20 protein-coding genes are annotated in these 18,119 nt (G+C 56.0%); 12 read left to right on the top strand and 8 right to left on the bottom strand.

The window, feature by feature from the left end; translation table 11 throughout:
• Positions 1 to 71: 71 nt before the first annotated feature.
• Together ACH6EH_RS02920 and ACH6EH_RS02915 are read left to right on the top strand one after the other, a co-directional pair.
• Positions 72 to 1,088, top strand: a complete 1,017-nt coding sequence (locus tag ACH6EH_RS02920; protein ID WP_397331044.1) for an NADP-dependent oxidoreductase — start codon at positions 72 to 74, stop codon at positions 1,086 to 1,088.
• A 214-nt stretch (positions 1,089 to 1,302) separates the two neighbouring features.
• Positions 1,303 to 2,685 (top strand): MASE4 domain-containing protein, encoded by a 1,383-nt coding sequence (locus ACH6EH_RS02915; RefSeq protein ID WP_397331043.1) that lies wholly within the window; start codon positions 1,303 to 1,305, stop codon positions 2,683 to 2,685.
• 141 nt (positions 2,686 to 2,826) lie between these two features.
• Here the strand turns inward: ACH6EH_RS02915 and ACH6EH_RS02910 are convergent, their stop codons facing one another.
• On the bottom strand, positions 2,827 to 3,324 hold the full coding sequence (locus tag ACH6EH_RS02910) for a CcdC family protein (RefSeq protein WP_483875077.1): 498 nt from the start codon (positions 3,322 to 3,324) through the stop codon (positions 2,827 to 2,829).
• Between the two features lie 99 nt (positions 3,325 to 3,423).
• On the bottom strand, positions 3,424 to 4,137 hold the full coding sequence (locus tag ACH6EH_RS02905) for an MBL fold metallo-hydrolase (RefSeq protein ID WP_397331042.1): 714 nt from the start codon (positions 4,135 to 4,137) through the stop codon (positions 3,424 to 3,426).
• Positions 4,138 to 4,352: 215 nt separating this feature from the next.
• On the opposite strand from ACH6EH_RS02905, the gene ACH6EH_RS02900 reads away from it, so the two are divergent.
• The 4 genes from ACH6EH_RS02900 to ACH6EH_RS02885 all read left to right on the top strand — a co-directional run bounded on the left by ACH6EH_RS02900 (position 4,353) and on the right by ACH6EH_RS02885 (position 5,478).
• Positions 4,353 to 4,547, top strand: coding sequence for a hypothetical protein (locus tag ACH6EH_RS02900; protein WP_138224295.1), 195 nt, complete (start codon positions 4,353 to 4,355; stop codon positions 4,545 to 4,547).
• 85 nt (positions 4,548 to 4,632) lie between these two features.
• The gene (locus ACH6EH_RS02895; RefSeq protein WP_397331041.1) at positions 4,633 to 5,166 is read left to right on the top strand and encodes a sigma-70 family RNA polymerase sigma factor; all 534 of its coding nucleotides are present in this window, start codon (positions 4,633 to 4,635) and stop codon (positions 5,164 to 5,166) included.
• On the top strand, positions 5,159 to 5,368 hold the full coding sequence (locus ACH6EH_RS02890) for a hypothetical protein (RefSeq protein ID WP_397331040.1): 210 nt from the start codon (positions 5,159 to 5,161) through the stop codon (positions 5,366 to 5,368). Before ACH6EH_RS02895 ends, ACH6EH_RS02890 begins: the two co-directional genes overlap by 8 nt.
• Positions 5,344 to 5,478, top strand: coding sequence for a hypothetical protein (locus ACH6EH_RS02885; protein ID WP_397331039.1), 135 nt, complete (start codon positions 5,344 to 5,346; stop codon positions 5,476 to 5,478). The genes ACH6EH_RS02890 and ACH6EH_RS02885 overlap by 25 nt, the downstream gene beginning before the upstream one ends.
• An 82-nt stretch (positions 5,479 to 5,560) precedes the next feature.
• Here the strand turns inward: ACH6EH_RS02885 and ACH6EH_RS02880 are convergent, their stop codons facing one another.
• Both ACH6EH_RS02880 and ACH6EH_RS02875 read right to left on the bottom strand, forming a co-directional pair.
• Positions 5,561 to 5,992 (bottom strand): hypothetical protein, encoded by a 432-nt coding sequence (locus ACH6EH_RS02880; RefSeq protein WP_138224298.1) that lies wholly within the window; start codon positions 5,990 to 5,992, stop codon positions 5,561 to 5,563.
• Between the two features lie 146 nt (positions 5,993 to 6,138).
• Entirely contained in the window at positions 6,139 to 7,305 is a 1,167-nt protein-coding gene (locus ACH6EH_RS02875) for a stalk domain-containing protein (protein ID WP_397331038.1), read from the bottom strand.
• A gap of 210 nt (positions 7,306 to 7,515) precedes the next feature.
• Here ACH6EH_RS02875 and ACH6EH_RS02870 point away from each other — a divergent pair, with 210 nt between their 5' ends.
• Positions 7,516 to 8,580, top strand: a complete 1,065-nt coding sequence (locus tag ACH6EH_RS02870; RefSeq protein ID WP_397331037.1) for a lactonase family protein — start codon at positions 7,516 to 7,518, stop codon at positions 8,578 to 8,580.
• A gap of 184 nt (positions 8,581 to 8,764) precedes the next feature.
• Here the strand turns inward: ACH6EH_RS02870 and ACH6EH_RS02865 are convergent, their stop codons facing one another.
• Entirely contained in the window at positions 8,765 to 9,706 is a 942-nt protein-coding gene (locus ACH6EH_RS02865) for a hypothetical protein (RefSeq protein WP_397331036.1), read from the bottom strand.
• A gap of 946 nt (positions 9,707 to 10,652) precedes the next feature.
• Between ACH6EH_RS02865 and ACH6EH_RS02860 the strand changes: the two genes are divergently transcribed.
• A complete protein-coding gene (locus ACH6EH_RS02860; protein ID WP_138224301.1) occupies positions 10,653 to 11,285 on the top strand; it encodes an NAD(P)-dependent oxidoreductase in 633 nt (210 codons plus the stop codon).
• 43 nt (positions 11,286 to 11,328) lie between these two features.
• Positions 11,329 to 13,152, top strand: a complete 1,824-nt coding sequence (locus tag ACH6EH_RS02855) for an NAD(P)H-hydrate dehydratase (RefSeq protein WP_397331035.1) — start codon at positions 11,329 to 11,331, stop codon at positions 13,150 to 13,152.
• Here ACH6EH_RS02855 and ACH6EH_RS02850 read toward each other — a convergent pair.
• Positions 13,147 to 13,599, bottom strand: coding sequence for a hypothetical protein (locus tag ACH6EH_RS02850; RefSeq protein WP_138224303.1), 453 nt, complete (start codon positions 13,597 to 13,599; stop codon positions 13,147 to 13,149). The genes ACH6EH_RS02855 and ACH6EH_RS02850 overlap by 6 nt on opposite strands.
• A gap of 667 nt (positions 13,600 to 14,266) precedes the next feature.
• Between ACH6EH_RS02850 and ssuE the strand changes: the two genes are divergently transcribed.
• The 3 genes from ssuE to ACH6EH_RS02835 all read left to right on the top strand — a co-directional run bounded on the left by ssuE (position 14,267) and on the right by ACH6EH_RS02835 (position 16,259).
• Positions 14,267 to 14,824, top strand: a complete 558-nt coding sequence (ssuE, locus tag ACH6EH_RS02845; RefSeq protein WP_138224304.1) for an NADPH-dependent FMN reductase — start codon at positions 14,267 to 14,269, stop codon at positions 14,822 to 14,824.
• Positions 14,825 to 14,858: 34 nt separating this feature from the next.
• A complete protein-coding gene (locus ACH6EH_RS02840; protein ID WP_138224305.1) occupies positions 14,859 to 15,449 on the top strand; it encodes a P-loop nucleotide/nucleoside kinase family protein in 591 nt (196 codons plus the stop codon).
• A gap of 75 nt (positions 15,450 to 15,524) precedes the next feature.
• On the top strand, positions 15,525 to 16,259 hold the full coding sequence (locus ACH6EH_RS02835) for an AAA family ATPase (RefSeq protein ID WP_208204524.1): 735 nt from the start codon (positions 15,525 to 15,527) through the stop codon (positions 16,257 to 16,259).
• 6 nt (positions 16,260 to 16,265) lie between these two features.
• Here the strand turns inward: ACH6EH_RS02835 and ACH6EH_RS02830 are convergent, their stop codons facing one another.
• On the bottom strand, positions 16,266 to 16,430 hold the full coding sequence (locus tag ACH6EH_RS02830) for a hypothetical protein (RefSeq protein WP_397331034.1): 165 nt from the start codon (positions 16,428 to 16,430) through the stop codon (positions 16,266 to 16,268).
• A 197-nt stretch (positions 16,431 to 16,627) separates the two neighbouring features.
• Positions 16,628 to 17,659 carry a ribonucleotide-diphosphate reductase subunit beta gene (locus tag ACH6EH_RS02825; RefSeq protein WP_138224307.1) on the bottom strand — a complete coding sequence of 344 codons (1,032 nt, stop codon included), beginning with the start codon at positions 17,657 to 17,659 and terminating at the stop codon, positions 16,628 to 16,630.
• Between the last annotated feature and the right edge of the window lie 460 nt (positions 17,660 to 18,119).

Here is an 18,119-nt window from a genome sequence, read left to right as displayed (position 1 = left end):
TGCAGCACTGGGCTGAGAACGCCGCCGATGCAGCAGCTGGATCGGCAGCGTAATAAAGGAGGCGGACAAACATGTCTGTAAACGAAAAAATCATTCTTACAAATCGTCCCGAAGGTATGCCGACAGCAGAGGACTTCTCGATTCAGGAGGAGCAGCTTCCGGTACCCCAGGCGGGGGAGGTGCTGGTGAGGACGCTGTATGTATCGGTTGATCCTTATATGCGGGGACGTATGAGCTCTGCCAAAAGCTACGCGGCTCCGTATGAGCTGGGAGACGTTATAAAGGGCGGCAGCATCGGGCAGATTATGGAGTCTACAGATCCCGAGTGGAAGCAGGGAGATATTGTAGCCGGCCTGTGGGGCTGGCAGCGCTATGCTGCGGCAGCTACCGACACGCTGCGCCGTGTTGACCCTGAACTCGCTCCGGTCTCGACGGCGCTGGGGGTGCTGGGCATGACAGGGCTCACCGCTTATTTCGGACTGCTGGATATCGGGCAGCCGAAGGAAGGCGAGACGGTGGTTGTCTCCGGTGCCGCCGGTGCGGTGGGGATGATTGTAGGGCAGATTGCCAAGATTAAAGGCGCCCGCGTGGTCGGCATTGCCGGCTCGGACGAGAAGAACAACTATCTGGTTCAGGAGCTGGGCTTCGATGCCGCAGTCAACTACCGTACAGAGACGAATCTGCAAAGCGCCTTAGAGCAGGCATGTCCGAATGGGGTCGATGTCTACTTCGACAATGTGGGCGGAGAGGTCTCTGACGCGGTGTTGTCCCTGCTGAACAAGAATGCAAGAATTCCTATATGCGGCCAGATTGCTCTATATAATCTTCAACAGCCTGATATCGGTCCGCGGATGCAAACACAGCTTCTCAAAAATACGGCGGTCATGAAGGGCTTTCTCGTCGGCGATTATGCCGCAGAATTCGGAAAAGCCCTGCCGGAGCTAGCGGGCTGGCTCCAAAGCGGCCAGCTTAAGCATGCCGAGCACATTGTGGACGGCTTTGATCATACGGTAGAAGCTTTTCTCGGACTGTTTACCGGCGAGAACCTCGGCAAGCAGCTGGTCAAGGTAAGCGAAATCACAGAATAATCCAAAGGTCCCAAGCCCTTTTTTACCAATTGTAGTTTTGTGTAGAAAAGGGCTTGTTTTTTGACGGAAAATCGGATACATTGATATTTTAAATTCCATTATTTCCTGATAGAAAGTGCGGTAGTTGCCCATGCTTGAGATCCCCAGAGAATCTCATCAGCTGCTCCATATTCCTTCAAGTAGCACGCAGAAGCGTGTTGCAATTTGGGTAGCCTTGTCCATTTTTGTGGTGTCCATTCTCGTCCTGCCATTCGGCTCCCGGATACTGTTCGAAGTCAAGCCGTTCCTGCCGGGCTTCATTTCCTGGTTCGTGCTGGGTGACTTTCTGACGTCTTATTTGCTATTCAGTCAATTTCGGGCTACGCGGTCGCTACCGCTGCTGGTCCTTTCCTGTACCTATTTATATACAGCATTAATAACAATTCCGCATATTCTCACCTTTCCAGGCGTGTTCTCGGAGATGGGTCTCATCGGAGCGGGTGATCAGAGCGCGATATGGCTGTGGGTGTTATGGCATGGCGGGTTTCCCACGGGCATAATGCTGTACCTATGGAGCGGGCGGAAGTCGATTTCGCCACTTGCGGTGAAGTGGATTAAGGCTGCGGGGGTCTTGGCAGTACTACTGGTGTTCGGCGTCGTCTTTCTCCTTTATCTGCTCGTTACGATCGGCAATGATTTTCTACCCCGGATTATCCAGAAGGGGAACTTCCGCATGCTGCTGGAGTCGGGGATCGGACCCGTGGTCTGGGGGTTGAACCTGGTGGCGCTCCTGCTGCTATTATGGGTGCACCGAGGAAGAAGCGTATTGCATTTGTGGCTGAGCGTAGCGGTATTTGCTTTTCTAATGGATGTGACGTTGACCTTGTACTCGGGAGCCCGCTACAGTCTGGGCTGGTATGCTGCCCGCACGAACTCGCTGATCTCGGCCACGGTCGTTATTTGCTCGCTCATGTACGAGGTCAACAAGCTGTACGTGCGTCTGGTCCGGAACCGGGAGCAGCTGCTGCGATCGCGGATGCGGCTGGAGGAAGCCAATGAAAGGCTGACACGCCTGTCGGAGGTAGATGGACTGACAGGTATTCCGAATCGCCGAGCCTTTGACGAGAAGCTGGACAAGGCGCTGCAAGCTTCCAAAGCTCAGGGAACGCCGCTTTCGGTGCTGCTGATCGACGTTGATCATTTTAAAGCCTACAATGACCATTACGGTCATCTGGGCGGTGATCATGCTCTGAAGAGGGTAGCCTGGGCGCTGATGGAGACGTCAATCACCTTCCCGCATACGACAGCCTACCGGTATGGCGGTGAGGAATTTGCCGTCATTATGGAGAAGAGTGACAGCGAACAGGCGGCAATATTCGGAGAGCATGCCCGGAAGGCCGTCGTCCGTCTTGGGCTCCCGCATGAGCAGTCCAGGACCAGCAGCCTGCTCAGTATCAGCGTCGGCCTGCATGGCCGGGTTCTAGAGGAGCAGGACACGGGAGATGGGCTGCTGGAGCAGGCAGATCAGGCACTGTATCGAGCCAAGGAATCGGGCCGCAACCGGGTGGCGAAGGCGGAGGACGGGCTGATGCACGTCTACGACCAGAAGACCTCCTGATGCTCATTAAGTGAGCTCTGTGCATATCATATTCAAATCTAAAAATCGTCCACGTCTTTCAGCGGCCTTGCAGGGCCGATGAGAAACGTGGACGATTTTGTTCTGTCTGTTTATGAAGCTAAGAAGCTCTCGTCTCCTGAGTCAGGCTGCCGGATTCGGTCCGGTAATCCGGACGTACTGCCGGTACATGGACACACGCCAGTGCGTGATCATGCCGTAGGCCAGCAGGAAGAACAGCGCCCCGGTCTGCGGAATGGAAATATGCCGCTCAATATACGTATGAAGCAGCAGCCTCACCGTAAGCAGTCCCAGCAGGATGAATACAAAGCTGCGTGAGCGCTGGATAAATACCTGCCCCTCTACCAGCTCAAACCGCGTGCCGCGAATCAGCGGATAGGAGAAGATAAACCAGCCCACGAGAAAGGATACGATAGCCCACAGCAGGGGAATACGAACCTCAGGTACTACGAACATAAGGAAGCCAGTCGTCATTCCGAGCGGGGGAATAATAATCTTCCGGACCGTTACCGGGCGATGGCTGGCTTTCACTCGGATGAGGATGACTGCAAGAGCCATAACCAGCATGCCAACCGTGGAGCCTATTTGAAGAATTGGGGAGTTAAAATCCAGTTGCACCACAATTCAGGACCTCTTTCTATGAATAATGTCACAGTCTCTATGCTTAAACCATTATATCATAGAAGTATCGCCGGCAACATGAGAGAAGTGACCTGAGACTTACCGATGCCCTTCAAAACGGGATGCTGCTCTCGCGACCACCTGCTGCATGGCATCGTATGGCTGCAGCACCATGCTGCCATGACCGCAGGCCAGGACCTGTGGGCGCAGATCGCTCAGCCGGCGGGCACTGTGAAGCGCGGTTGCCTTATGCCAGGTTGCCCAGGCGGGGAAAGGAAAACTCCAGCGGACATCCCCGGAAACGGCCATGCCGCCGCGCGTCTGAAAGGCATCTCCAGCGATGAGTACACCGCTGCGGCGATCTAAGAATGCCATGTGACCAGGTGTATGTCCCGGCGAAGCCACCGCCTGCAGGGAGACAATCAGGTCTCCGTCCTTCAATAACCGGTCCGGGACCGCCTGTATACCCTTGAGGCTGTTCTTCAACGGAGCATCCGGTTCGCCGGGCGCCAGCGAGGTGTCCCCCCGCAGCAGAAGCGCATCCCGGGCAGAGATGGCAAGCTCCGCCTCGGGAAACCTCTGCTTCAGTCCGTCCAGAGCGCCGACATGGTCCGGGTGAGCATGGGTCAGCAGGATTGTGGTGATCGGCTTGCCTATACGTGAGGCTGCTTCTGTAATTCCTTGCTGCATGAACGACATGCCGCAGTCAATCAAGGTTAATCCATTCTCTTCTTCCACCAAGTACACATTAACCGGAAAAAAGAGAGGCATAAATGTCAGCTGAGTGACCTGATGCAGAACTGTGGTTTTCAACAAACATCACCTCACCACTTCAATTCTTGTCATCTGATTCTAGCAAATTCCTACTCTTGGAAACAAGCAGAACCAGGGCGGTGATGAACATGAACATTACATAAAGTTTTATTTTTTTCCAAATATGGAGTGAAATTTTCTTCCATATGAGTTAACATATTGTTAACAAATGCCATGGTATGTTAAATTTGACGCGGTCATTAGGGGGAATGGGGATGAAGCTTTATTATCGTGCAGCAGGACTTGTGATCCTGTACGGAAATACGATTTTTTTACTCTATCTGGCCGGCAAATATTCTCCCTACCTCCTGCCCGTCATCTGGTTTACAGCACTCGTGCTGCTGCTTTCCAGCATTGGATACGCTGTTGTGCATTACCGGACGAGCCTGCACAAGCAGAAGAGCCGCTGAATGAAATCATCATCCTTAGCAGATTAGAGGCTGTCCTTTAAGGGGTGGCCTTATTTATATGAGGTGAACGGGAAGGAGCTTCAGGATGGAAGAGAGAACCTATAGCGACCTGGCGGGAAGTGCCTGCCTGGGCAGCGAGACTGCATTTGCCGAATTAATGAGTCTGCTGAGAAGAAGGATGTACAGCATTGCATGCAGCTATTTACGTAACGAGGAGGACGCTTTGAAGGTGCTGCAGGAAACGGTGGAACGCGCCTGGACCGGGTGCGGAAGGCTGCGGAAGCCGGAGCTGTTCACACCGTGGATAATCGCGATTCTGATTCGCTGCTGTGCGGATGAACAGAAGGTAAGAAGACGAGGGATTCCCACGGAACAGATCTATTCAGACAATCACGGGAAAATAATGAGTGACCGTGATTCGGACCTGGAGCAGAGGCTGGAGCGTATGAAGCCCAAGTACAGACATGTACTGATGCTGCGGTATGCTGCGGATCTGACGGCTGCCGATATTGCTGCTGTATTGAAGTGCCCCGAAGACACAGTGAACAGCCGGCTGCACCAGGGCTTAAAGCTGTTGCAGCTTGAGGTACAGCCGGGAGGCGTCTTTAGACATGCATAACCCGGAGGAAACCCGGCTGCGGGAATACATGGATCACGTCAGAAGTGAAGCAGAGCAGGTTACAGACGAGAAGCTGGAGGAAGCTGTCCGGCACGGAATGGTTCGAGGGAAACGGATTAAACAGCGTAAGAGAGGGCTGGTGGCAGCTATAGCACTGGCTGCAGCCATCTGGATGCTATGGGCAGGACTGAGTATCCGATAACGACGTTTGAGGTGCACATTGAGCCACAGGCATACAAGGGACCATTAGTGTTCGAGCTGGGGGGGCAGACTCAGGTCATGAAGCAGCCGATGGAGCTTCCCATCCGTTAAGATCATAAGGCGCAGCAATAGCCAATAGCCGTACCGCAAAGATGCTGCATCCTGCGGTACGGCTTCTATGTTATGGCAGAGCTTATACCTGGCTCTGCGGCTTGCTCATCTCCCGCTGGATCATCTCGTAGGGGATGGGAGCCTTGGCGTCTAGCAGCTCAATTAACGGCTTGGGTACGCCGTTCAGCAGCAGCCACTGCCGCAGTGTCTCCAGGGCGCGGATATGACCGCTGCCTTCATCGCGCCAGGTGAGCAGCTCGATCACCTTGATCACCAGAGACATCAGGGCGAGCTTGTCCTGCTCGGTTTTTTCGGCGCGAAGCCTCTGATAGGCCGCCTCCTGTTCCCAGTCGAGCAAAATCTCTTCACCAATGGCTGGCTTCATCAATGTATAATCATAGCCGCATTGTGTACATTGGACATGGGCAAGCTGTTCTTGGGTGAAGCTGACCTGAATGCTGTCCTGACATTGGCGGCAAGGAAAACGAACCTGGATCTCGGATTCTATATTCATCGCAATTTAGCCTCCTTGGGTAGCGTGCACCTCTCTCAATGCTAACCTTTTACCCAAACCTTGGCCCAAAGACCCACGGTGCACGGCATTCCCGGTTCAGACCGACCTGAACTCCCTGTCCAAAAAACGATTGGCATCCGCCGCAGCTATTCCTCTTCAACGAACAGCACTTCAGCAATTCGCCAGGTGCCGCTCTCCTGCTTGAACCAGTACAGCAGCTCGGCTGCACTCTTCTCGCCGTCTTCGTCAAAGATTTCATTCACGAGCAGTACCGCATCCTGCTCATCGTAATGCACGACAGCCACCGGCACGGATTCCAGGGTGAAGTCAAGCTGGAAGAAGCCTTCCTCGGCAGCTGTAACAACCTCATAGTCGTAAGGGGAGTCCGAAACTACAAAGGAACGGACGGCCTTGAGATCCTTCTGGTTGAAGGCTTGTGTATATTGCTTCAGCACGTTCTCCAGCGCCAGCTTGGCGGCTGCATCTACCGCAGGCCGGGCTTCGATCAGACCATCCGGCACGTGCACGAATACTTCGTCATTCAAGCTGTCGTATTCTTTCCAGGCACCGGCGGCGTCCGGCTTCAGGATCATTTGCTTCGCAATGGTATAATCCCAGTCAAAAGGCCCGCCAGTACGCACCTGGGTCTTCACGACCTTGGCAACGGCAACACTGCCAATCACCTGTACGTCCGACACATAAGCGCTTTGCTTGCCGCTTCGGGTGGCCATATTGTCATAGCTCATAATGTAGCTGTTGATATGCGGAGAATTGGGATGAATTGCAGTGAGGGCAGCCTTGTAGTCCCCGCGGGTGACAGCCGCTGCCATGTCAGCATAGAGCTTCTTGATCTCGACACTGGCTTTGGCAAAAGCCGATTGGCGGTCAATGAGGATGTTACGGCTCTTGGCATCCCATTTTACCGGATATCCGGTAGATTCAGCCACGAAGCGCAGCGGCACCAGCGTACTGCCACCGGCAATATACGGCGCAGCTTGCAGGGCTGTCGTCTTTCCGTTGACGGAGACTTGAGTAGAGCCTGCCTTCATTTCCAGCTGCTGGTCCAGGAAGGAGCCTGTCACCTTTTTGGAGGCGGAGCTCCAGCTGACCTTGTAGCCGAGCGCCTCGAACAGCGGGCGGAACGGAACGAAGGTGACTCCGTTCTTGATCACGGGAGCGGACTGAAAGGAGACCGCTTTGCCGTCCAACAGAACGGTGACAGAGCTTTGGGCGTGGGCCGGAGCTGGTTGTACCGTACTGCCCAGGAGCAGCAGGAGCGCAGCAACGAGCAGCCCTATTCTCTTTTTGAACATGGATTGCATTCCCCTTTTCGATAATATTCAGCGCAGGTCACGCTTGAATTATCGTACAAGACAACAAGCGACTAGGCAATAACTATCTGTAAAAGAAATACTTGGGATGATTAAATATACAGTATGTCATAAAAATAAGCTGCAGGGAGGTAAGCACGACATGCGTGTGGGTAATACATAATGAATCATAACGTGAAGGAGTGTGCAGGGATGACAGTCGATAACGAAAACCTGATTTATGTTTACATAGGGTCATACCGGGCGAAGGAGGAGGAGAGCATCCATCTGGCTTCTCTTAATCTGGAGACTGGAGAGCTAAAGGCGCTTCATGGTATGGCCGGCGTTACGAATCCGACGTTTCTGGACTGGGACGCCCTAAACAATGTATTGTATGCTGCCAGTGAGCAGGAGCACAGCGAGGTGATTGCATATGCGGCTGATCCGCAGACGCAGAAGCTGGAGGAGCTGAACCGCAAGAGCACCGATTCTTCCGGTGCATGCCATGTGTCACGCTCGGGCGACGGGAAATATCTGTTCACTACAGGATATGGGGACGGACATATTTCGGTACTGGAGCTGCAACAAGACGGCGCCCTGGGGGAGCTGTCCTCCCTCATTCGCCACAGCGGCCGCGGGGAGCGGGATGACCGCCAGTCGGAGGCCCATCCGCATTCGGTGTTCCAGGATCCGAACCAGGAGTATGTCATTGTCTGTGACCTTGGGATGGACAGCATCAATATGTACCGGCTGGAGGAGGGCAAGCTGGTCACCCACCGTGAAGTCAAGATGCCTCCCGGCTCAGGCCCGCGCCATGTCGCTTTTCATCCGAACGGGAGATGGATGTATGCCATTAACGAGCTGAATAATACCGTTACGTTCTTCGCCTACGACTCCACCTTCGGGGATTTAAAGACGATGCAGCATACGTCCACATTGCCCACTGATGTTGTGATGGAGGAAAATACAGCAGCGCAGCTTGCAATATCGCCTTGCGGCCGTTTTCTGTACGCATCCAATCGGGGACATGACAGCCTGGTGCAGATGAACATCGACGAGGACAGCGGCATGCTGTCAGCCGTAAACTGGGTGTCCTCCGGCGGAAAAACGCCGCGCCACTTTACTCTCGTGCCGGGCGGGTATTTGATGTCAGCCAACCAGGACAGCAACTGCATCGTCTCCTACCGCATTCATTCCGACAGCGGACGATTGGAAGAGACCGGCTTCAGCCTGGAGCTGCCGCATCCCGTATGCGTCATGCCGGCGGTGAAGGCATAAGCTCTCGTGATGTTTGGCGGTAAGCGCGGAGGTGCCAGGGCAAGTTGAAAAGACAGGCAGATGAGCGTTGCTCATCTGCCTGTCTGCGTTGTGCGGACGTGAGATCGTGCCTGCGTTGTGTGAGGGCGCGAGATCGTGCCTGCGGTATCGGGGTGCGCTGCGAGCAGCGCGACCTGTGCCGTCGCTAGCTCTTCGGGCTTCGGCGCGCTTTGCCGCGGCGCGGAGTTCGTGGCTCTGGTGCACGGCGAACCGGCTCCCCGGCGGCGTTGTCTTCAGCTTCCGGAGAAGCAGAGGTGCGCTCTCGGAACTGCTCCAGCAGCTCGGGGTGACCGGCGTAAGGCCTTTCCTTGCGCGATGGAGCCGATTGAAACCAGAAGCCGGCGGCATAGAGCATCAGCTGCGATGCCAGCGTATAGTATGCTGCCTCGGGCCAAAAGAACAAAGGCAGAGCCGCCGCCGCAATAAGCAGATGAAGTCCGTAAAAGAGTGATCCGGGAAGCCTGCGCCGGGCATCCATCAGGAGCCGGTACACGGATAGTGCAGCCAGCATGGAGGACAGCCACAGCAGCCAGAGCTCGGGCTGTGTCCAGCTGGACGGCTCCCGCAGCCGGGTGATCAGGGCGGAGCTCAGGAGCACTACCGCTAGGAACAGCAGGCCGGGAACCGCCGGCTTCAGGAGCAGCCAGAGTCCAAGTCCGAAGCCTGGAGTCTCCAGGCGGCGCAGGGTTTCCCCGCGTTCCGCTACGAGAGTGTTCATCTCGGATTCAAGGGACCGGCTAAGCCGGGGCAGACGGGCGTGATCCCGGTCCTTCAGGTACGCGTTGATCTGCTCCAGCAGCTGCGGAGTCAGGCGGTCAGCCGCCTTGCATTCCAGCAGGAGAGCGGCCAGCTGCCCGTCTGCTTCCGGGTCGTGATCCAGCCGGTTTACAGCTGCAGAGAGCGGTCCGGCCAGCTGTGTATACAAGGTCAGGGATTGCCGGATCCGCTCCAGCGCTTCGGTTCGTTCGGCCTGCAGCCGGGAGGAGGTATATATGTATAAGCCAAGAAACACTGCAGCGGCAAGCAGGACTGCAAGCAGCCCCTCTATAGAGCCAAAAAAACCGTCAATCCATTCCGCAAGGGACAAGCCAATCCCTCCTTACATATTCTACATTTCACTATTGCATAAGAAGAACATGATTTCAAGACAGGCACAGTGTAATGAAATACCCATAAAGGTCATACCGTGACGCGCCGGGCGTGGCAGAGGGGATGTTCTCCCTCGATGCTGGTCATATAAATGGCGCAGGGCTCCGGGCTTTATAGGGTTGCCGCGATGGAGCCGGACACAGTGCGGAGGCTTGGCAGTACACCGGCTCGTGGCCGCCGATTGACGGGGGTTATCCCGTCCTTCATGCTGCTTAGAAAATGCGCGGCCTGTTACTATGCGAACCATTCGGGACAACATCCCCTGGGTGCGGAATCCTCGCTGATGGAAGCAAGAAATAGGCTTGTTTTTGGCGAAAAAAGACTTGCGAGGACGTATTCCATCCCTTATAATTTGCATTAAGGAAACATTATTGGTTATAAGAAAAAAATAAACGCAAGTATACAAATAAAGCTGCTCATAAAGGGGGAACGAGAATGAATCAGGTTACGGTTTCTAAAGCGCCTGTACAGCGGGCAAAGCTGACCGTCGGCTATGTGCTGCTTCTCCTTCTTGCCGCTTAGCCAGCAGGAATGCTGGGCAAATGCAGGAAGAGCGTATACGATAGAAGCATTCGTTCTTAACCATTCCCAAAGCATACTGCAGCGTCATCCGCCGATCAGGCATGGTGTCTGCAGGGGGTAGGGGATGGAGAGGGCGGGTGCTTTTTTTGTCGCTTTGGGGTTACAGAAGGGGTGCTGTGAAATCAGCTCAAAGCGTTTGAAAGGAAAAGAAGAGGGCTAAGTATTTAAGAAAGCTGCCATCACAAGGCCGAAGCTGGAAAAGGATTCATGAAGAAGCGAATGGGATCGCTATGAATCATAACATACTATATCTGGCGCATGGCACGGTAGATCTGAGACCACAGCAAAGGAGCGAATACGTAATGAGAACAGTAATTATCGGAGCGGCAGGAAGTATTGGCAAAAGTATTTTGGAGGAGGCGCTGCGCCGGGGCCATCAGGTGACGGCCGTAGTGCGCAATCCGGACAAGCTGGAAGCTTATCGGGACAAAATCCATGTGGCTGAAGCCAGCACGCTGGACCCGGATGCCTTGACGGAGGCCGTTCGCGGCGCAGAGGCAGTGATCAGTGCCTACGGCCCGCAGTTTGGGCAGGAAGAGGAGCTGCTGGAGGCAGCCCGCAATCAGCTGGAAGCCTGCCGGCGGAGTGGGGTAAGCCGTCTTTTGGTTGTAGGCGGGGCGGGAAGCCTGGTGGCCGAGAACGGAGAAATGCTGATGAACACAGCGGAATTTCCGGCTGAGCTTCGGCCCGTCGCTCAAGCGCATAGCGATGCGCTTGAGATTTATAAAGCGTCAGATCTTGACTGGACCTATCTGAGTCCCGCAGCCATGATCGAACCGGGCAAGCGGAGCGGCCAGTTCCGCATTGGCATGGATCATCTGGTGGTGGACGAGAGCGGGTCCAGCCGTATTTCAATTGAAGATTATGCCGTGGCCATGCTGGATGAGCTGGAGGACCCGCAGTTTATCCGGGCGCGGTTTACTGTAGGCTACTGATCAGCCGGTCGTAAAATAAGCAACGCGCAAAGGAGGGGCTTGCATGTATATCGTGAACAGAGAGCAGATGCGGGAGCTGGACCGCCATGCCATCGAGGTTCTCGGCATTCCTGCCGTAGCGCTGATGGAAAATGCGGGCAAGGCCATCGCCGAGGAGGTGCTGCGCCTGTGCCGGGAGCGGCGGGGCCATGAAGGCCGGAGGAAGGCGGCTGCTCCAGGAGCAGGAAGGGCTCACGATGCGGCTGGAGCAAGAGGAGATCGCGCTGCGGGCCTGTCTGTAACAGGAGAGGCCGCCAGCGCTTGGCAGAGTCATGTTGGCATGACGGGTCCGGCGGCTCCTGCCCCTGGCGAGCTGCAGCCCGGCGCGGCGCGAGACAGGCATGCTGCGCCGGGGGAGAGCGGCGAGGCTGTCTATCCCTCGCCCGGCATTGAGGCAGATGCCGCACTGCATCTGCCGGATGACCCCGAGGAGCACTGGCTGGTGCTCGCGGGCAAGGGCAGTAACGGCGGCGACGGTGCAGCCGCCGCCCGGCACTTGCGTGACGCAGGTGTGCGCGTCACGATCCTGTACGCGGCCGAGCGTGAGGCGCTGGCCGGCGAGGCTGCGCTCCAGCGGGATGCCGCCGAGGCACTCGGCATCCCGCTGGAGGTCCACGGCCGGGCATCGTCGGCCGTGGATTGGGGCGCGTACACCGGCATCGTGGACGCGCTGCTGGGTACGGGCGCGCAGGGCGCGCCCCGCGGCGCTTACGCCGCGATGATTCAGGCCGCGAATGACAGCGGCCTGCCGATCGTGTCCGCGGATATTCCCAGCGGACTGGACGCCGATACCGGCGCGCTGCAGGAGCCCTGCATCCATGCAGCGGTGACGGTCTGCCTCGCGTTCCTCAAGCGAGGCCTGGTGCAGTACCCCGGCGCGGAGGCCGCCGGCCGGGTCGTCGTCCGCTCCATCGGCATTCCCTCGGCGCTGTGTCAAGGCCACGGCGTGAAGTCGTTCCTCCTCACGCCGGAGGTGCTGCGCGCCGAGCTTCGCTGCGATCCGGCGCGCCCCCGCACGGCCGACGGCCATAAAGGCACGTACGGCCATGTGCTGGTCACAGCAGGCAGCCGCACAATGAGCGGCGCCGGCCTGCTGTGCTCACGTGCCGCGCTGCGCGCCGGCAGCGGCCTTGTCACCTGGGCGCTGCCGGACGAGCTGCTGCTGCCGATGAGCGGCGCAGCACCGGAGCTTATGCTCTCGCCAGTGCAGGCTGCCGAGGGGACAAGCGGCAGCTGGCACGAGGACTCCGCGACAGACATCCTGAAGCTGCTACAGAGCCGGGACGTTCTGGCGGCAGGTCCCGGCATCGGGCGCTTTTCCGGAGACGGCCGGTGGCTTCGCCGCTTGTGGGAGCAGTCCACGGTCCCTCTCGTCCTGGATGCTGACGCGCTTAATGCCCTCGCAGCGGCAGAGGATTTCGCCGACTGGGCACCCAGGGATTCCGAGACGGTGCTTACCCCTCATCCTGGAGAAATGGCCCGCCTCTCAGGGATGACCATATCTCAGGTGCAGCAGGACCGCATCGGCGCCGCGATCGGCTATGCCGTGCGCCATGGCGTGACGCTTGTCCTGAAGGGCTCCCGGACGGTGGTTGCCGGGCCGGACGGTCGCGCCTTCGTCAACGTGACAGGACACCCCGGCATGGCTACAGGCGGCACGGGCGATGTGCTGACCGGCATCATCGCCGGGCTGCTGGCTCAAGGCTTGTCCGGTCCACAGGCGGCAGCCCTGGGCGTACGCCTGCACGGGTTGGCAGGTGAAAGAGCCGCGGCTTTACGCGGCCATTTCTCCTCCGTTACCGCCGGAGATCTGATCGAAGCGCTATAACAGGCAGAACAGCGGAATGATCAAAGCACATAGAATCGTCCGCAGCGGCCGGGTGGCGAGCACCCTTCGGCTCCAGACAAAAATCAGGAGAATAGCCATGCCCACGACTCCGCGCAGCCAGATCATTTGCTCATCCTCCCCGGTCAGCAGAGCAAACGACAAGAAGCCGGCGGCTCCATAGATAGCCGCCTGCCGGGCACGGCTTAACGCCGGCAGCAGCGAAATGATCGCATCGGCGACGAGCGAGGCGATCAGGGCATAGCCGTAAACCCAGTGCTCCATCGGGATATCTGCCCCCAGCATGGCAGATAAGCTCTCCCAGCTTTGTGGCCAGCCCCACGACAGCAGACTAAGCAGCACCAGCACAGTGCCGGCGCCCGCCAGCTTGTTCAATGCATAGATACCGACATCCATCCGGCTGTTTGTACTGATTTTTCCGGATTCCATCAAGCCGTCCCTCCTGCGTCCATATTACAATCCGTAGGTCTGTGCTTTATAACTATGCCGCGGCCCTGCGGAACGTGCCGGGACTTGCGAGGGGCTCCATGAATATTCACCTTGTTCATCCTCATGTCATGCCATCAAGTTCTGGGCGATGGGCACCTTGCAGTTTATGGCATGAAGCTTTATGTCATGAATGTTTGATAGGGTGAAGCTTCACGGGGTGAATGCTTCGCCAGCCTGAATCATTTAAGACATGAAGGCTTTACGGCATGAAGCATTAACCCGGTGAACGATGAAAAGACGCTATCCCAGCCTTTATGCAGGCTTTGCGCCGATTCTACGCCTGTTTTATGCAAGGTTCTACGCAAGGTTCTACGCCAGGTTTACTCCCTTGCCCGGCAGGAATGCAGTGAGGTGTCGCGGCATTGACAAACAGCGCAGCAGATTGATAACATGATTACAACTTGAAGCCAAAGGCTTCCACCTAGATCAGATACATATCAGAAGACCTCAAACGTGTTGAGCCCGGAGGGACATTGCAGCAGCTTGTAAGGTCCTTTTTGTCTGAACCCGGATGTCCTGCAGGCTCGCTTGAGCACCCGCACCCCGGTTTTCGCCAGCTTGGCCTGCAGGGCTGTATACCCATTTCCGAAAGGCAGGAGGATACAGCATGAAGAAAGCAGTTATCATTAACGGAAGTCCCACGCCCGGCTCGCGCCTTACCGCTTTGATGGAACAGGCGGAGAAGGGTCTGGAGGCCGCAGGCTATGAGGTAAGCCGGATCGATGTCGCTCAATTGCCGGCAGAGGATCTGATCCTGGCCCGGTTCGATAGCGAGTATGTGATCAAGGCTAATGGCCTGGTTGCTGAAGCCGATGCCGTCATTATTGCCAGTCCAGTGTACAAGGCGTCCTTTACAGGTGTTCTGAAGACGTTTCTGGATCTCATTCCGCAAAAAGGGCTGGCCGGCAAAATCATCCTGCCCCTGTTTATCGGCGGCAGCCTGGCGCACCTGTTATCCATCGACTACTCGTTGAAGCCCGTGCTCTCGTCGATGGGCGCCCGATTCATCCTGGGCGGCGTTTATGCTGTAGATGCCCAGGTCGCCCGCACGGAAGAGGGGGGCCTTGAGATCGCCGAGGTGCTGCAGGAGCGGCTTCATGCCGCATTAGAGGAGCTTATTGCCGAAACCGGGCTGCGGATTGCCCAAAGGCAGGAGCAGAAGTAAAGAATACGCTTTACAATGTAGAGGAGAGATAGACATGCAGAAGCTGGTCTTTTTTGTTGGCGTAGCCGGAACCGGCAAGACAACGGTTGCGAAGAAGCTCGCGGTGCGCATTCCGGCCGCTTTTTTGGACCGGGATACGGTGGGCGGGCGTTTTGTGGAGAAATTTCTGGAGAGCAACGGATTGGATCCCAATGATCGGGACTCCGCATTTTACAAGGAACATCTGCGGGACCTGGAATATGATACGACGAAGGATATTTGCATCGAGAATCTGAATGCCGGCCAGAACGTATTCATGATTTCCCCGTTCACCTCCGAGCTTAAGAATCCCCAGTGGATGGAGGACGTGCTGTCAGCAGCGGGACGCAGCAAGCAGGAGGTAGACGTGAAGGTGGTGGTGGTCGCCCTGGAGGATATGGAGCTGCAGAAGGAGCGCATCATCGACCGTCAAACCGAGCGTGACCAATGGAAGCTGGAGCACTGGGATGACTTCAAGACCCGCGTCAACTTCGTGCCCGAGGTGAACTGGGATATCCCGGAGAGCTCGATTCTTGTGTTTGATAACAGCGGTCCGCTGACCGAGGAGAAGGTAGAAGGGCTGTACCGTTTTGTAACAGGAGCATAACAGATCAGGCCACAAGCGGCATGTTCCGGCGAAGAGCTGGAGGTGCCGCTTTTGTGCAGCAGAGGAGGACAACCCATGGCACTCGACTTCACAACCGCCTATTTGCGCAGCGTGCAGCTTTTGAAGGAACAGGTTCCTTCGTTCGACGCCTATCCCTTTCATCTCCCGGCCGTATCGGCGCTGGAGCAGCTGGAGCTTCATCCACGGGTTACTTACATTGTCGGGGAAAATGGCATGGGCAAATCGACGATGCTGGAAGCCATCGCTGTGGCCATGGGCTTTAATGCGGAGGGCGGAACGGTGAACTTCTCGTTTGCGACCCGCGAGACGCATTCGGAGCTTCATCAATATCTTCGGACGGTGCGGGGAGCACGCCGGCCGAAGGACGGCTTTTTCTTCCGGGCGGAGAGCTATTATAACGTTGCCTCGGAGGTGGATGCCCTGGAAGCATCCCATAACTACGGCGGAACCTCGCTCCATGCGCAGTCACATGGGGAATCCTTCTTTGCGGCATTTCTGCACCGGTTCAGCGGTCAGGGATTGTACATCATGGATGAGCCGGAGGCGGCGCTGTCTCCCTTGCGCCAGATGGCGCTGTTGACGCGCATTCATGATCTGGTCAAGGCGGAATCCCAGTTTATTATATCCACGCATTCACCGATTGTCATGGCATACCCCGACGCCCTCATCTACAAGCTGACCGACGACGGTCTGGAGCGCTGCAGCCTGGAAGACACCGACCACTTTCTGATTATGAAGGAATTCGTGAATCACCGGGAGGGCATGCTTCGGGAGCTGTTACGGGATTAAGCTTTTTCAAAGCGGGAACAAGGATAATATATCCTGCGGCTCCACCAGAAATTCGATAAACACCCCGACGAGGGCCACAAGGACACCATAAAGAAGAGGTACCTTTTTCTCGCTCAACCCCGTTTTCTCAAATCCGATCATGAATGCGACAGCAACGACCCAAAAGCTCATGCTGGCGACAAAGCTATTCACAACCTGGCTTTCACGGATCAGATCACATAAGAACACCGATACCCCCAAAGCAAATATAAACAACGGAATTCGTTGTGTTAAGGTTGACCTTATGCCCAAAAAAGAACCGTCCTGTCCCCGAGGGGGAAAGAACGGTTCTTGTTGTTGATTCAGCACATGGACTGCTGATCGGAGTCTTACAAATCGTCAAATCCGTTATCGTCGCCGACCTTGCCGTAGTTGCGCGATTTGGCTTCAAAAAAGTCCGTTTTCGTCGCATTCAAGGCTTCATCGGAGAACGGCTTGATCCACGGCATGCAGTTCACGTCCACGCCCTCATAGGCTTTGTCGAGACCCATCATGCTCAGGCGGCGGTTAGCAATAAACTTGATATAGTCCGCCAGCTCGTTCAGATCAATGCCTTTAACCTTGCTAAGCGTATAGTGCGCCCAGTTGGTTTCCAGCTCGACAGCGCGGTTTACCGTGCGGTAGATGTAGTCGTTGTTTTCCGGGGTATCCAGCTCAGGGAAGTCCTTCAGCAGCTGCTTGAACACCTCGGCAAAGAAGTAGCAGTGCTGGTTCTCGTCACGTTGAATATAGGAAATCATCTGGCTGGTGGACATCATCTTCTGATCACGGGCCAGGTTGTAGAAGAAGGCGAACGTGCTGTAGAAGAAGATGCCTTCCAGAATCAAATCCGCAACCATCGCTTCAAAAAACGTCTGCGGCGACGGATTGTCACGGAAGGACTGATAAATATCAGCGATAAACCGGTTGCGGTCCAGCAGGACCGGATCATGCTTCCAATACTCAAAAATCTCCTTCTGCTCCTGCTCGGATACGATTGAAGACAGCACGTAAGAATAGGATTGGTTATGCACGACCTCCTGCTGACCGATAATCGCGGAAATCGCCTCCAGCGAGGAATCTGTAAAGTAACGCTTCACATCGCTGACAAACATGGTCTGCATGGAGTCCAGCACCGCGAGCAGTGAAATGTTGATTTTAAAGGTGCGCTGCTCCTCCGGATCCAGGCGGGAAAACTGCTGTGCATCCTTGGACATCGGGATCTCATCCGCGATCCAGTGGTTCAGAAGCAGAACCTTGTACAGCTTGTACATATGCGGCATACGGATGTCGTTCCAGTTCAGAATGCCGGAGCATTCTCCTTCAATGATACGGGTAGAGCGGTTCGGCGCTTCCGTGTTAAAAATCTTTTGCATCTGCATGCTCGTTCTCTCTCCTTGCAATCTATATTAGGGGGAGTTCGGATATCTGCTCTTTCTCCACTGTTGTCCACCCAAAGGCGTCCTCAGATCAGATATCCTCACCCTACGAAGTTTTTTTCTTAGTCTATTCAAACGATGCCAGCGATGCTCTATCGTACAAGCCCGCTTTAGCGGAGCCTGCAGCCCCTCCATCGGGTTTGCACCTAACTTCCAGCAAATCCCGAAGGGAGAGCGCTCCAAGCAGGAAGGGACCTCATCTCAAGCGCCGCAGCCCGTCCATCGGGTCTGCACCTAACTTCCAGCAAATCCCGAAGGGAGAGCGCTCCAAGCAGGAAGGCACCTCATCTCAAGCGCCACAGCCGCTCCATCGGGTCTGCCCCTAACTTCCAGCAAATCCCGAAGGGAGAGCGCTCCAAGCAGGAAGGCATCTCATCCCAAGCACCGCAGCCGCTCCATCGGG

The organism is Paenibacillus sp. JSM ZJ436, from assembly GCF_044383795.1.
Lineage (GTDB): Bacteria > Bacillota > Bacilli > Paenibacillales > Paenibacillaceae > Paenibacillus_AQ > Paenibacillus_AQ algicola.
The sequence above is the reverse complement of the archived record's forward strand: the minus strand, read 5'-3'. Positions and strand labels throughout refer to the sequence as shown.

Excerpts from the sequence above, each read along its gene's own strand:
- ACH6EH_RS02835 (WP_208204524.1), top strand. The coding sequence starts at position 15,525 with ATGGCACTCGACTTCACAACCGCCTATTTGCGCAGCGTGCAGCTTTTG.
- ACH6EH_RS02875 (WP_397331038.1), bottom strand. The coding sequence starts at position 7,305 with ATGTTCAAAAAGAGAATAGGGCTGCTCGTTGCTGCGCTCCTGCTGCTC.
- ACH6EH_RS02895 (WP_397331041.1), top strand. The coding sequence starts at position 4,633 with ATGGAAGAGAGAACCTATAGCGACCTGGCGGGAAGTGCCTGCCTGGGC.
- ACH6EH_RS02880 (WP_138224298.1), bottom strand. The coding sequence starts at position 5,992 with ATGAATATAGAATCCGAGATCCAGGTTCGTTTTCCTTGCCGCCAATGT.
- ACH6EH_RS02870 (WP_397331037.1), top strand. The coding sequence starts at position 7,516 with ATGACAGTCGATAACGAAAACCTGATTTATGTTTACATAGGGTCATAC.
- ACH6EH_RS02890 (WP_397331040.1), top strand. The coding sequence starts at position 5,159 with ATGCATAACCCGGAGGAAACCCGGCTGCGGGAATACATGGATCACGTC.
- ACH6EH_RS02885 (WP_397331039.1), top strand. The coding sequence starts at position 5,344 with ATGGGCAGGACTGAGTATCCGATAACGACGTTTGAGGTGCACATTGAG.
- ACH6EH_RS02900 (WP_138224295.1), top strand. The coding sequence starts at position 4,353 with ATGAAGCTTTATTATCGTGCAGCAGGACTTGTGATCCTGTACGGAAAT.
- ACH6EH_RS02850 (WP_138224303.1), bottom strand. The coding sequence starts at position 13,599 with ATGGAATCCGGAAAAATCAGTACAAACAGCCGGATGGATGTCGGTATC.
- ACH6EH_RS02855 (WP_397331035.1), top strand. The coding sequence starts at position 11,329 with ATGTATATCGTGAACAGAGAGCAGATGCGGGAGCTGGACCGCCATGCC.
- ACH6EH_RS02830 (WP_397331034.1), bottom strand. The coding sequence starts at position 16,430 with ATGAGCTTTTGGGTCGTTGCTGTCGCATTCATGATCGGATTTGAGAAA.
- ACH6EH_RS02920 (WP_397331044.1), top strand. The coding sequence starts at position 72 with ATGTCTGTAAACGAAAAAATCATTCTTACAAATCGTCCCGAAGGTATG.
- ACH6EH_RS02825 (WP_138224307.1), bottom strand. The coding sequence starts at position 17,659 with ATGCAGATGCAAAAGATTTTTAACACGGAAGCGCCGAACCGCTCTACC.
- ACH6EH_RS02860 (WP_138224301.1), top strand. The coding sequence starts at position 10,653 with ATGAGAACAGTAATTATCGGAGCGGCAGGAAGTATTGGCAAAAGTATT.
- ACH6EH_RS02840 (WP_138224305.1), top strand. The coding sequence starts at position 14,859 with ATGCAGAAGCTGGTCTTTTTTGTTGGCGTAGCCGGAACCGGCAAGACA.
- ssuE (WP_138224304.1), top strand. The coding sequence starts at position 14,267 with ATGAAGAAAGCAGTTATCATTAACGGAAGTCCCACGCCCGGCTCGCGC.